The sequence below is a fragment of the Microbacterium sp. BLY genome, from assembly GCF_017939615.1.
Classification (GTDB): Bacteria; Actinomycetota; Actinomycetes; order Actinomycetales; family Microbacteriaceae; genus Microbacterium.
Window position 1 is genome coordinate 87966 of sequence record NZ_JAGKSR010000001.1, and the last position, 13015, is coordinate 100980.

At 70.4% G+C, this 13015-nt stretch carries 12 protein-coding genes and 1 tRNA gene; 6 read left to right on the forward strand and 7 right to left on the reverse strand.

Annotated features, from left to right (window positions below):
* Positions 1-4: 4 nt before the first annotated feature.
* Both KAF39_RS00490 and KAF39_RS00495 read right to left on the reverse strand, forming a co-directional pair.
* Complete coding sequence (locus KAF39_RS00490) at positions 5-901, reverse strand: type II secretion system F family protein (RefSeq protein ID WP_307804987.1); 897 nt, start codon at positions 899-901, stop codon at positions 5-7.
* On the reverse strand, positions 895-1899 hold the full coding sequence (locus KAF39_RS00495) for a TadA family conjugal transfer-associated ATPase (protein ID WP_210675487.1): 1005 nt from the start codon (positions 1897-1899) through the stop codon (positions 895-897). Before KAF39_RS00495 ends, KAF39_RS00490 begins: the two co-directional genes overlap by 7 nt.
* A gap of 403 nt (positions 1900-2302) precedes the next feature.
* Here KAF39_RS00495 and acs point away from each other — a divergent pair, with 403 nt between their 5' ends.
* On the forward strand, positions 2303-4270 hold the full coding sequence (acs, locus tag KAF39_RS00500) for an acetate--CoA ligase (protein WP_210675488.1): 1968 nt from the start codon (positions 2303-2305) through the stop codon (positions 4268-4270).
* Between the two features lie 96 nt (positions 4271-4366).
* Here acs and KAF39_RS00505 read toward each other — a convergent pair whose 3' ends face one another.
* Positions 4367-4825 carry a RidA family protein gene (locus tag KAF39_RS00505; RefSeq protein ID WP_210675489.1) on the reverse strand — a complete coding sequence of 153 codons (459 nt, stop codon included), beginning with the start codon at positions 4823-4825 and terminating at the stop codon, positions 4367-4369.
* On the reverse strand, positions 4822-5046 hold the full coding sequence (locus tag KAF39_RS00510; RefSeq protein ID WP_060921874.1) for a hypothetical protein: 225 nt from the start codon (positions 5044-5046) through the stop codon (positions 4822-4824). Before KAF39_RS00510 ends, KAF39_RS00505 begins: the two co-directional genes overlap by 4 nt.
* 89 nt (positions 5047-5135) lie before the next feature.
* Between KAF39_RS00510 and KAF39_RS00515 the strand changes: the two genes are divergently transcribed.
* The 5 genes from KAF39_RS00515 to KAF39_RS00535 all read left to right on the forward strand — a co-directional run bounded on the left by KAF39_RS00515 (position 5136) and on the right by KAF39_RS00535 (position 10100).
* Positions 5136-7697 carry a transglycosylase domain-containing protein gene (locus KAF39_RS00515; RefSeq protein WP_246878194.1) on the forward strand — a complete coding sequence of 854 codons (2562 nt, stop codon included), beginning with the start codon at positions 5136-5138 and terminating at the stop codon, positions 7695-7697.
* A complete protein-coding gene (locus KAF39_RS00520) occupies positions 7688-8629 on the forward strand; it encodes a metallophosphoesterase (RefSeq protein ID WP_210675490.1) in 942 nt (313 codons plus the stop codon). Before KAF39_RS00515 ends, KAF39_RS00520 begins: the two co-directional genes overlap by 10 nt.
* An 85-nt stretch (positions 8630-8714) precedes the next feature.
* Positions 8715-8791 (forward strand) — tRNA-Pro (locus tag KAF39_RS00525).
* A 68-nt stretch (positions 8792-8859) separates the two neighbouring features.
* Positions 8860-9336: a VanZ family protein gene (locus KAF39_RS00530; RefSeq protein WP_210675491.1), complete on the forward strand. Its 477-nt coding sequence runs from the start codon at positions 8860-8862 to the stop codon at positions 9334-9336.
* Positions 9333-10100, forward strand: coding sequence for an HAD-IIB family hydrolase (locus KAF39_RS00535; RefSeq protein ID WP_210675492.1), 768 nt, complete (start codon positions 9333-9335; stop codon positions 10098-10100). The genes KAF39_RS00530 and KAF39_RS00535 overlap by 4 nt, the downstream gene beginning before the upstream one ends.
* 88 nt (positions 10101-10188) lie before the next feature.
* Here KAF39_RS00535 and KAF39_RS00540 read toward each other — a convergent pair whose 3' ends face one another.
* The 3 genes from KAF39_RS00540 to KAF39_RS00550 all read right to left on the reverse strand — a co-directional run bounded on the left by KAF39_RS00540 (position 10189) and on the right by KAF39_RS00550 (position 13010).
* Positions 10189-11466 (reverse strand): alpha-hydroxy acid oxidase, encoded by a 1278-nt coding sequence (locus KAF39_RS00540; protein ID WP_210675493.1) that lies wholly within the window; start codon positions 11464-11466, stop codon positions 10189-10191.
* 10 nt (positions 11467-11476) lie between these two features.
* The gene (locus KAF39_RS00545; protein ID WP_210675494.1) at positions 11477-12199 is read right to left on the reverse strand and encodes a FadR/GntR family transcriptional regulator; all 723 of its coding nucleotides are present in this window, start codon (positions 12197-12199) and stop codon (positions 11477-11479) included.
* A 157-nt stretch (positions 12200-12356) separates the two neighbouring features.
* Positions 12357-13010: a thymidine kinase gene (locus KAF39_RS00550; protein WP_210675495.1), complete on the reverse strand. Its 654-nt coding sequence runs from the start codon at positions 13008-13010 to the stop codon at positions 12357-12359.
* Positions 13011-13015 lie beyond the last annotated feature (5 nt).

Sequence of the window (13015 nt, forward strand, 5' to 3'; positions counted from 1 at the left end):
GCGGTCAGGTCGGCAGGGGCGTCGTGACGAGGACGCTCAGGAGGAGCGGCGCGACGCCGAGGAGGAGGAAGGCGGGCAGAGTGCAGATGCCCAGCGGCAGAAGCAGACGGGTGGACAGCCGCGCGGCGCGGAGACGTCCCGCCACGCGGGCTCGATGTCGGTCCTGGGCCGCCGCGGCCCGGAGGAGCTCGATGGCCGGGACGCCGGCCGCGCGGGACAACTCGAGCACCTCCCCCACGCGCTCCTTCCCGAGCGGATCGACCACGCGGGTCTCGGCCGCGAGGCGCACGGCCCGGTCGATCGGGGCGCCACCGGCGAGGGCCACGGCCACCAGTTCCGCCGCCATCCCCGGTGTGCCCGGCTCCGGACCCGCGCGCCGCAGCAGGCGCCGCGTCCACATCCGGGCGGCGACGACCAGCAGGAGACCGGCGAGGACGCAGGCCGTACCGATCGGGTTCGCCACCATCACACCGAGCGTGTCGAACCCCAGAGCGAAGCCCAGCAGCAGCCCGACCAACGGCATCCAGAGGAGAAGCCGCGCGGTGCCGGCAGGCTCCGCGAGGGCGACCCGCACATCGTCTGCGGCGGACGCCGCATCCCGCAGGGCCTCCGCGATCGTGCGGAGCACGTCGGCGAGGGGCGCGCCGACGGTGGCGGCGATCTCCCAGGCTGCCGCCAGTTCGACCCACATGCCGCCCTGCGCCTCGATCGCCGCGACCAGGGGCAGGCCGTCGTCCGTGCGCGTGAGCACCGCCGCCGCGACCTCGTCCCCCGTGCTCGCGAGATGACGCCAGGCCACGAGAGGGACGGCTCCGGCCTGCAGCAGGACCGCGAGGGTCTGGACGGAGTCCGCGATGTCGGACACCCGCGGCGTCGAGTCTCTGGCGAAGAACCTCACCACGGCTGCACCTCCTCGATCGACAGGCGATCCTCCGCCATCCGGAAACGGCCGGCGCGACGGATGCGCCGGATGCCGTCGGGGCCGCGGTCGAGATGCAGAACAACCGAGAACGCGCTCACGGCCTGGCGCGCGAGGGCGACGGCGTCCATGCCGGCCAGCGCGCCCAGCGCCTCCAACCGCGCCGGAACGTCCGGCAGGTCGTTGGCGTGGAGGGTCCCGGCCCCGCCGTCATGGCCGGTGTTGAGGGCCGTGAGCAGCTCGCGCACCTCCTCGCCTCGGCACTCGCCGACGACGAGGCGGTCGGGCCGCATGCGCAGCGACTCCCGGACCAAGCGGGCGAGGTCGATCCCGCCCGCTCCTTCGAGATTCGGCTGTCGCGCCTCCAGCGCCACGTGATGCGGATGCCGGGGTCGCAGCTCCGCCACGTCCTCGATGGTCACGATGCGCTCGTCGTGCGGCACCGCGGTCAACAGCGCCGACAGCAACGTCGTCTTGCCGCTGCCCGTGCCACCGGTGAGGAGGACGTTGGCCCGAGAGTGCACCAGACCGGCGAGCCACTGCTGCTGCCGCGCATCGAACGTGCCCCGTGCCGCGAGCGCGTCGAGGTCGGCCGCGTGCACCCGCGGGATCCGGATCGACAGCGACGTGCCGCGGGCCGCCACCGGCGCGAGGACTGCATGGACGCGGGCACCGGAGCCGAGCCGCACGTCCACGCACGGCGTCTGATCGTCGAGGTGGCGTCCGCCGAGCGCCACGAGGGCGACGGCGAGCTCGCGCACCTCGCGTTCCGTGCTCCGCCAGGTGGGCACGCGCTCCGCGCCGCGCCCGCGGTCGACGAAGAGGGTGTCGGCCCCGTTGACGAACATGTCGGTCACCTCGTCGTCGAGGAACGCCGCGAGCGGCGCGAACACCGGCTCGCCGCCGAGGGCCGCCTGCGGCGACGCGGCGGCGTCCTCGGAGCCGGAAGGCCGGGGCTGGATGACGAATCGATCGGGCATACGGCGACGCTAGGCGGCGGATCGGCTCTAACGACTGCGGGCTCAGGGCACCGGCCGACGGCTGTGAACAAGGCGTGCACAGGGACGCCGGTGCAGGACGACGGACCGTCGAGGGGCAGCCCGACGGGGAGCGCTCCCATGAGAAAGGGCGGCACCTCACGGGGGGAATGAGGTGCCGCCCACGGCAGCTCTCGATCCGGGGGAATCGGGCTCGCCAAGGCCGGAATGAGATTCGGCTGTCGTCGAGTGTACGCAAGGCGACCGTCCTGACAAAACCCGGTCGGGTACCGACTTTCGGCAGTATTCGGCCGCTCGGACCCGCGGATAGATTCGCCCTGACATGGTCGCCCTCCCCCTGCGGCCGTGCCTGCACGACCCGAATGCCGCAAAGGAGCGCCTGCCGATGAGCAGCCAGATCGATCACCTTCTCGACGAAACCCGGCGCTTCGCGCCGTCGGAGGAGTTCGCCGCCCAGACCGTCGCCTCACCGGAGCTCTACGAACGCGCGGCCGCCGACCGCGAGGGGTTCTGGGCCGACCAGTCGCGCGAGCTCGTGCACTGGCACAAGCCCTTCACTCGCGTCCTCGACTGGAGCAACCCGCCGTTCGCCAAGTGGTTCGACGACGGTGAGCTCAACGTGGCGTACAACTGCCTCGACCGTCACGTCGAAGCCGGTCACGGTGACCGCGTGGCCCTCTACTGGGAGGGTGAGCCCGGCGACAGCCGCCGCATCACGTACGCCGAGCTGACCGATGAGGTCAAGCGCGTCGCCAATGTGCTCGAGGAGCTCGGCATCGGCCAGGGCGACCGCGTGGCGATCTATCTGCCCATGATCCCGGAGGCGATCGCCGCGATGCTCGCCGTCGCGCGCGTCGGCGCCATCCACTCGGTCGTCTTCGGCGGCTTCAGCGCCGACAGCCTGCGCTCGCGGATCGACGACGCCGGCGCCAAGCTCGTCATCACGGCGGACGGCGGGTACCGCAAGGGCCGTGTCTCCGCGCTGAAGCCCGCCGTCGACCAGGCGCTGGCCGACCGCGGCGACGGCGAGCAGCAGACGGTCGAGCACGTGCTCGTCGTCAAGCGCGGCGAGAACGAGGTCGAGTGGACGGAGGGCCGCGATCTCTGGTGGCACGACGTCGTCCCCGCGGCATCCTCCGACCACACCGCCCAGGCGTTCCCCGCCGAGAACCCCCTCTTCATCCTCTACACCTCGGGTACCACCGGGAAGCCGAAGGGCATCCTGCACACGTCGGGCGGCTACCTCACGCAGGCGGCCTACTCGCACAAGAACGTCTTCGACCTGAAGCCGGAGACCGACGTCTACTGGTGCACCGCCGACATCGGCTGGATCACCGGGCACAGCTACGTCACCTACGGACCGCTGGCGAACGGCGCCACCCAGGTGCTGTACGAGGGCACCCCCGACACTCCGCACCCCGGCCGCTGGTGGGAGCTCATCGAGAAGTACAAGGTCTCGATCTTCTACACGGCCCCGACCGCGATCCGCTCCTTCATGAAGATCGGCCGGAGCGTCCCGCAGAAGTTCGACCTGTCGTCGCTGCGGGTGCTCGGATCGGTGGGCGAGCCCATCAACCCGGAGGCCTGGATGTGGTACCGCGAGGTGATCGGCGCCGGCAAGACCCCGATCGTCGACACCTGGTGGCAGACCGAGACGGGCGCGATCATGGTATCGGCGCTCCCCGGCATCACCGCGACGAAGCCCGGCTCGGCGCAGGTCCCGCTGCCCGGCATCTCGATCGACGTCGTCGACGAGCAGGGCGTCGAGGTCGGCAACGGCAACGGCGGCCTCCTCGTGATCACCGAACCGTGGCCGAGCATGCTGCGCGGAATCTGGGGCGACCCGGAGCGTTTCCGTGAGACGTACTGGGAGAAGTTCGAGAAGCAGGGCTACTACTTCGCCGGCGACGGGGCCCGCCTCGACGAGGACGGCGACCTGTGGCTGCTCGGCCGGGTCGACGACGTGATGAACGTCTCCGGCCACCGGCTGTCGACCGCGGAGATCGAATCCTCCCTCGTCGCGCACGAGGCCACGGCGGAAGCCGCCGTCGTCGGCGCCTCGGACGAGACGACCGGTCAGGCGGTCGTGGCGTTCGTCATCATCAAGGAGAGCTACCTCTCCGCTCACGATCCCGCGGGCCTCGCCCAGCAGCTGCGACTCTGGGTGGGCGAGCAGATCGGCGCGATCGCGCGTCCTCGCGACGTGTACATCGTGGGCGAGCTGCCGAAGACCCGCTCCGGCAAGATCATGCGCCGCCTGCTGCGCGACGTCGCCGAGGGCCGCGAGGTGGGCGACACGACCACGCTCGCCGACACCGCGGTGATGAGCATCATCTCCGCCCAGGTCAAGTAACCCGAGCCCCCGGGTTCACGTCGAGACCCCCTGCTGCGGATGTCCGCAGCAGGGGGTCTCGGCGATTGTGCGGGGTATCGGCGACCCGGGTGGGAACTACGCGAGGCGGAAGGTGACCTCGACCTCGACCGGGCTGCCGAGCGGGAGCTCCGCGACGCCGACGGCGGCGCGCGCGTGCCGGCCCTCCTCGCCGAAGATCTCGCCGAGCACCTCGCTCGCGCCGTTGATGACGGCGGGCTGTCCGGTGAAGCCCTCCGCGGAGCCGACGAACCCGCCGACCCGGACGACGCCGGCGATGCGGTCGACACCGCCCACGACGTCCGCCGCGGCGGCGAGCGCGTTCAGGGCGCAGGTCCGGGCGTAGGCCTTGGCCTCCTCGGCAGAGACCTCCGCACCGACCTTGCCGGTCGCGGGGAGGGCCCCGTCGACGAACGGGAGCTGGCCCGACGTGTAGACGAGTCCGCCGTGCACGACGGCCGGAACGTAGGCGGCGACCGGAGCGGCGACGGCGGGAAGCTCGATACCGAGCTCGGAGAGTCGGGCGGCGACGCTCATGCCTGGCCCCCTTCGAACTGGCGGGAGGCTTCGGCGGCGGCGGCGAGACCGGCGTTGGCCGAGCCGTCCGTCGTCACAGGGCGCTTGAAGTAGGCGACCAGACCGCCTTCGGGGCCCTGCACCACCTGGACGAGCTCCCAGCCCTGCTTGCCCCAGTTGTTGAGGATGGCCGCGGTGTTGTGGATCAGCAGCGGCGTGGTGAGGTACTCCCACGTGGTCATGGCACTCCTGTCGATCAGGGCGCGTCCAGGGCAGACCGGGCCGCGCTCGTCAAAGCGGGTATTCAGGGAACTCCCCTACGATCAAGCGTATGCCCCAAAAGAACCGCACGGTGAAGGGCGTGCTCGGCGGTCTCGTCGGGCTCGTCGGATTGAGCGCCATCGCCGGTCTGCTGGTCACCGCCAGCGTCACCCCCGTCCTCGCGATGACCGGCGTCGCCGGCTCGACGGCGCTGACCATCTTCGATGAGCTGCCCGAGGTCCTCAAGGTCGACACCCCCATGGAGCAGTCGACGATCTACGCGACCAACCCCGAGGGCAAGCCCGTCGTGCTGGCGTCGTTCTACGAGCAGAACCGCGTCCCGGTCACCTACGAGCAGGTGTCCCCGGTCCTCTACGACGCGATCCTCTCCAGTGAGGACAAGAACTTCTACACCCACGGCGGCGTCAACCTCGGCGCGACCGTGAAGGCCCTCGTCGACAACGTGCGCGGCACCTCCAGCCGCGGCGCCTCGACGATCAGCCAGCAGTTCGTGAAGAACGTGCGCATCCAGCAGTGCGAGCAGAACGTCAGCACCGCGTCCGAGACCTACGCGGAAGAGCTGCAGCAGTGCTGGCAGGACGCGACCAACGCCTCCGGCGTCGACGGCATCGAGCGCAAGCTCCAGGAGATGCGCTACGCCATCCAGATTGAGAAGGACTACTCCAAGAACGACATCCTCCTCGGGTACCTCAACATCGCGAACTTCGGCGGCACGGTCTACGGCATCGAAGCGGCCTCGCGCTACTACTTCTCCACGACCGCGGCCAACCTCACCGTCGGGCAGGCGGCGACGCTCGCCGGCATCGTGCAGAACCCGAACACGTACCGCATCGACAAGCCCGGCGGCACCTACACGACCGACGACGGCGTCGCGCACAACTCCGCAGAAGACGGCTACAAGGATGCCAAGGACCGCCGCGACTACGTGCTCGGCCGCATGCTCAAGGACGGCAAGATCACGCAGGCGCAGCACGACGAGGCGAAGGCCGCGGCGATCGAGCCCGCCATCAAGGTCCCCACGCAGGGGTGCGCAGCGGCCGGCCGCAACGCCTACTTCTGCCAGTACGTGAAGTCGATCGTCGAGAACGACGAGGCGTTCGGCGCGGACATCCAGGAGCGTCGTGACCTGCTCCGCCGCGGTGGCCTGAAGATCTACACGACCCTCGACTTCCGCGTGCAGGACCCGGCGGCCGAGGAGATGGCCAACGTTGTCCCGGCGAACTTCGACAACAAGTACTTCGGCGCCGCCGGCGTCTCGATCGAGGTCGGCACCGGCCGCATCCTCTCCATCACGCAGAACACGAAGTTCTCGGAGACCCCGACCACCGACCAGCAGTACTCGTCGCTCGTCTTCGCCGGCGACCAGAAGTACGGCAACTCCGGCGGCTTCCAGGTCGGGTCGACGTACAAGCTGTTCACCCTCATCGACTGGCTCGAGAAGGGCCACTCCGTGCGGGAGAACCTGAACGGCACCGTGCGAACCAACCTGCAGATCCCGGTCTGCGGCAGCCCGCAGACGACGGACACGGCGAAGATCGGCAACTTCGGCCGCAGCCGCGGTTACCCCGGCACCCCGATGACCTTCACCGCGCAGTCGCTCAACAGCGGCTACTTCGCGATGGCCTCCAAGCTCGACGTCTGCGACATCAACAAGGTCGCCGACAAGATGGGCGTCACGCTGGCCAGCGGCAAGAAGGTCACGGAGGAGAACGTCCCCTACGACGTCCTCGGCCCGAAGAACATCTCCCCCATCGCGATGGCCAACGCCTACGCGACGGTCGCCAGCGGCGGCACGTACTGCACGCCGCGCGCGATCGACAAGGTGATCGACGCGGAGGGCAAGGAGCGCCCGCTTCCCAAGGCCTCCTGCACCGAGGGGGTCCTCTCGAAGGAGGTCGCGGCGACCGCGGCATACGCCCTGCAGGGCGTGATGACGAGCGGCGGCACCGGTGCCCGGGCGAACCCGTTCGACGGTACGCCGCTGATCGGCAAGACCGGAACTCACGACCTGTGGTCCACCATGATGATCGAGTCGAGCACCAAGGTCGCGACCGCGGTCTGGGCCGGCCGCTCGAACGGCAACCACGACAACGTCTTCAACGTGTGGACGGGCAGCCATCTCCTCAACGAGGTGCGGTACCCGCTGGCGCGCGCCGCGCAGCACGCCGCGAACCAGGCCTACGGCGGAGACCGCTTCCCGGAACCGGACAACAACCTCATCCGTCAGGTGCGCGTCGACGTGCCGGACGTGGTCGGACAGACCGTCGAGGAGGCGACCGAGACCCTGCAGCGTGCCGGCTTCACCGTCTCGGTGGGCGACCCGGTGGACAGCGACAAGGCGACGAACATCGTCGTCCAGCAGGACCCGTCGGGTCAGGCGACCGCCGGGGCGACGATCACGATCTCTCCCAGCAACGGCAACGGCGCGACCGTTCCCGACGTCACAGGTCAGAGCCCGACGGAGGCGAATGCCGCCCTCGTCGCGGCCGGCTTCACGACCGTCGAACGCGAAGGATCCTGCAACGCGGAAGGGGCGACCGTGACCGCGACGACCCCCGCCGCGAACTCGGCCGCCACGAAGTCCACGCCGGTCAGAGTGTCGTGCAAGTAGGCACGTCACGAGCGGCGCACCCGGCCCTCATCGCGCTCGGCGCGGTGGGGGCCGTCGGTGCGGCCGCCGCCGTCTGGGGCATCGGCATCGAGCGTTATCTGTTCACGGTGCGGGAGGTCTCTGCGCCGGCGCTCCCGGCCGGAGCGGCTCCCCTGCGCGTGCTGCACCTCTCCGACGCCCACATGGCGCCCTGGCAGCACCGGAAGCAGGACTGGCTCGCGTCGCTCGCCGAGTTGAAGCCCGACCTCATCGTGAACACCGGAGACAACCTCGGGCACGAGCAGGGCCTGCAGGGCGTCCGTCGCGCGTTCGCGCCCTTCGCGGGTGTCCCCGGGGTCTTCGTGCACGGCTCCAACGATGTGAACGGTCCCTCCCCCCGCAACCCGCTCCGCTACTTCGCCGGCCCGTCCCAGAAGCACCGGGAGCCCACGCTGCTCGACACCGCGGCGATGGATCGGTACTTCACGGACGAGCTCGGGTGGTCCGACCTCAACAACGCGGCCGCACGCCTGACGGTCCGTGGCGCCACCGTCGACCTGTTCGGCGTCGACGACGCGCACCGCGACTGGGAGCGTCTCGACGTGCTGCCTGCGGCGCTCGACGCGCTCGGGCCGCGCACGGACGCGACGCCCGTGCTCGGAGTGACGCACGCCCCGTATCAGCGCGTGCTCAACGGCTTCGTCGATCTGGGCGCGGACGCCATCCTCGGCGGGCACACGCACGGCGGTCAGGTCTGCCTCCCCGGGTTCGGCGCCATCGTCGCCAACTGCGACATCCCGCTGAAGCAGGCCAAGGGGCTCAGCACCTGGACGCACGGCGGCCGCTCGGTGCCCCTCAACGTCAGCGCCGGCTGCGGTCACTCGATCTACGCCCCCGTGCGTTTCGCCTGCCGCCCGGAGGCGACGCTGCTCACCCTGACCGCGCGCGGCTGATCCGCGGCGCCGGCCCGCCACGCGGATGCGAACCGCCGATTCGGCGCTGAGGACATTTCGCTGTAGACTCGGAGGGTTGCAAAAACGGGGTGTGGCGCAGCTTGGTAGCGCGCTTCGTTCGGGACGAAGAGGTCGCAGGTTCAAATCCTGTCACCCCGACCAGTGACACGAGAAGGCCGCCCGCAGGGGCGGCCTTCTCCGTATCAGGATGTCGTGCGAGAGGGGAACGCATGGGGAGGCTCCTGCCACCGCCGCGCCGCTCGACGCGCATCTGGGCCCTCACCCTCGGGCTTCCCTTCCTGCTCGCCATCGCGCTGCTCACGCTCACACCCGCCCGCGTGGAGCAGACCATGCCCCGCCTGTTGGACATCGTCCTCGCCGGGATCCAGCGCCTCGGCTGGACGAGCCTCGACTTCACCCGACTCGAGGTCCTCGCGAACATCGCGGTCTTCGTGCCGGTGGGCGTCCTCGCCTTCCTGCTCGTCCCCCGCCGGGCGTGGCCGCTGTCGCTGTTCGTCGGTCCCGCGGTCTCGGTCGCGATCGAGACCGCACAGTACGTGGCGCTGCCGCATCGCGCCGCCACCGTCGGCGACGTCCTCGCCAACTCGACCGGCGCGACCCTCGGAGTCATCCTGGCGATATTCTGCACCCTGCTCGCCACCACACCCTCCTCCCGGGCGGGAACGCCTAGGGTGGAGGCATCATGACATCGCCCTCTCTCGTCGCCTTCGACCTCGATGACACCCTCGCACCGTCCAAGGGCACGATCGACCCGCAGATCGCCGCGCTGCTCAGTGCGCTGCTGCGCGCGGTGGACGTCGCGATCATCTCCGGGGGCAACGAGGCGCAGTTCCGCTCACAGGTCATCGCCCAGCTCGCCGATGCCGACCCGGAGGCGCTCGCCCGCCTGCACCTGCTCCCCACCTGCGGCACCCGCTACCTGCGTCACGACGGCACCGACTTCGTCGCCGTCTACGCGCACGACCTGAGCACGGACGAGAAGTCCGCCGCCCTCACCGCCCTGCGGGAGGAGGCCGAGCGTCTCGGGCTCTGGGAGGCGGAGCCCTGGGGCGAGATCCTCGAGGACCGCGGCTCGCAGATCACCTTCTCCGCGCTCGGCCAGCAGGCACCGCGCGACGCGAAGCACGCGTGGGACCCGTCTGGGGAGAAGCGCGCGGCGCTGCGGGACGCGGTCGCCGCCCGCCTGCCCGGGCTCGAGGTGCGCTCCGGCGGTTCCACCTCCATCGACATCACCCGCGCCGGTATCGACAAGGCCTTCGGCATGCGCCAGCTCGCCGCCCACACCGGAATCGATCTGAGCGCGATGCTCTTCTACGGCGACCGTCTGGACGAGGGCGGCAACGACTATCCCGTCCTCGCACTCGGTGTGCCCTCAGTGGCCGTCGAGGGCTGGGAGGACACGGCGGCGCGGCTGCGCGAGCTCCTGCCGACCCTCTCCGCCCGGGTCTGACCTGCACGCCTATACGAGCACCGCACGCCTGCACGACGGGAGAGTTGAATCGGTCGTGCAGGCGTGACCAGGTCGTGCGGGTGGAGTGTCAGTGGACCTCGACGCCGACGGCGCGGGAGACCGGGACGAGGCGCGTGAGCTGGGTCACGTGCGCCGGCTCGAGCTCCGCGAGCGATGCCACGCCCAGCAGTCGCATCGTCCGCTCGATCTCGCTGCGCAGGATCGCGATGGTGCGGTCGACCCCCTGACGTCCGCCGGCCATCAGCCCGTAGAGATAGGCGCGGCCGATCAGCGTGAAGTCCGCACCGAGCGCGACGGACGCCACGATGTCGGCACCGTTCATGATGCCGGTGTCGATCATGACCGTGAAGTCGTCGCCGACCGCACGGCGCACCTCGGGGAGCAGGTGGAACGGGATCGGGGCGCGGTCCAGCTGACGGCCGCCGTGGTTCGACAGGACGATGCCGTCGACGCCGGCGTCCCGCAGCCGGACCGAGTCCTCGACGTTCTGCACGCCCTTGATGACGATCTTGCCGGGCCAGATGTCGCGGATGACGGCGAGGTCGTCGTAGCTGATCGTCGGGTCCATCGCCGCGTCCAGCAGCTCGCCGACCGTGCCTCCGGTCGAGCTCAGCGACGCGAACTCCAGCTTCGGCGTGGTGAGGAAGTCGAACCACCACCAGGGCCGCGGGATCGCGTTGATGATCGTGCCGAGGGTGAGCTGCGGCGGGATGCTGAAGCCGTTGCGCTTGTCGCGCAGGCGGGCGCCGGCGACGGGCGTGTCGACGGTGAACTGCAGCGTGTCGAACCCGGCGGCGGCCGCGCGGCGGGCGAGCTCGTACGAGATCTCCCGGTCGCGCATGACGTAGAGCTGGAACCAGTTGCGCCCAGGAACAGGCCCCTGCGGCTCGCGGACCGTCGCCGCCTTGACGTCCTCGATCGAGGTGGTGCCGAGCGTGGACAGCGTGAAGGGGATGCCCGCCGCGGCGGCGGCCCCGGCGCCGGCGATCTCCCCCTCGGTCTGCATGAGGCGGGTGAAGCCGGTCGGCGCGATGCCGAACGGCAACGCCGAGGGACCGCCGAGGATGTCGACGGCCGTGTCCACGTCCGGGGCCGGCTTGAGGATCCCCGGGTGGAACTCGACGTCCTGGAACGCCTGGCGGGCCCGGCTCAGCGACAGCTCCCCCTCCGCGGCGCCGTCGGTGTAGTCGAAGGCGGCCTTCGGGGTCCGACGCTTCGCGATGGTGCGGAGGTCGTCGATCGTGAGCGCGGCATCGAGGCGGCGCTTGCGACCGTCGAGCTCCGGCTTCTTGAACTTCATGAGCTCCAACAGCTCGGCGGGATTGGGGAGCTGGCGCTGGACCATTGTCTGCCTCTCAGTTCTGCGGGGGGATGGCGCGGGTGAGGCCCGCGGCGGTGTAGTAGCCGGTGATGTGCGCACGGACGAGCCGACGGGCAGCCGTGGCGTCACCCTCGTCGATCGCCGCGACAAGGGCGCGATGCTCGGCCCGCAGGCGGTCGGCCATGCGGTCCCAGTCGTCCACCGTCGCGGCGCCGGCGAGCACATAGGACTCGATGGCCGAGCGGAGCCCCGCCATCATCGCGGCGATGACGGTGTTGCCGCTGCCTTCGGCGAGCGAGAGATGCAGTTGGGCATCGAGGGCGAGGAACTCCCCCGGCGAGAGGCCTGCGACGTCCATCGCGGCCAGCAGCTCGTGTGCGCGGGTCGTGTCGCGCTGCTCGGCCGCCGCCATCGCCTCGACGACCGCATCTTCGAGTACCAGTCGCGTACGCACGACGTCGTCCAGCGGGAAGCCCTGGGCGGCGACCTGCAGCCGCAGGAGCGCCGACATCCCGCCGGTGGGCGTGGCGATGACGATCGCGCCCGACTGGGGGCCGGAGCCGGTCGCGGTGCGGATGAGGCCGAGCACTTCGAGAACCCGGAACGCCTCCCGTACGCTCGATCGGCCGACGCCGAGATCGCTCGCGAGGTCACGCTCGGACGGCAGGCGATCGCCCGGTCCGAGTCGCCCGTCCAGCAGGTCGCGCTCGATGTGCTCGAGCACGACCCGCCATGCGCGCGCCGGCTGCTCCGTCATCTCGCCTCCTGTGGTCTGACCACAGAGTAGCGTGTGTGGTCAGACCACGCAATGCGGCAGCCCTGCATACCGACCCACCCCTTCTCGTGCGTCCCGGCCGCTTTCGCGCGCACGCACAGGGGTGGGTCGACCGGAAGGGGGTGGGTCGACGGGGGGGTCAGCCGAGACGGCCGCCGGACTCCTCGAGATAGCAGGTGCCGCACAGCGACTCGTAGGTCGTGAGCTCGGGCGAGGCGGAACCGTCGGCGCCCTCATCGATGGCCACCTGGTCGCCGTCGAACACGAAGCGGCCACCGACCACGCGGCCGTTGAACACCGCCTTGCGCCCGCACCGGCAGATCGTCTTGAGCTCCTCCAGCGAGTGCGCGATCGCGAGGAGGCGGGCCGAGCCCGGGAACGCGTGCGTGCGGAAGTCGTTGCGGATGCCGTACGCCATCACCGGGATCCCGTCCTCCACAGCGATCCGGAAGAGATCGTCGATCTGCGTGGGCGTCAGGAACTGGGCCTCATCGACGAGGAGACAGGCGACGTCGACCGGACCCGTCGGGATCAGCTCCTCCTCCGTCGACCGCCGCATGCGCTGCCGGTGCACGGCGAAGAGGCCCCGCGCGTCATCATCGGGGCCGATGAGGAAGTCGACGGGGCGCGTGACGCCGAGCCGACTCTCGATCTCTCCCGCTCCCTTGGTGTCTATCGCCGGCTTGGCGAGCAGCACGTGCTGACCGCGCTCCTCGTAGTTGTAGGCGGCCTGCAGCAGGGCGGTCGACTTGCCCGAGTTCATCGCGCCGTAGCGGAAGTAGAGCTTCGCCACGGTCC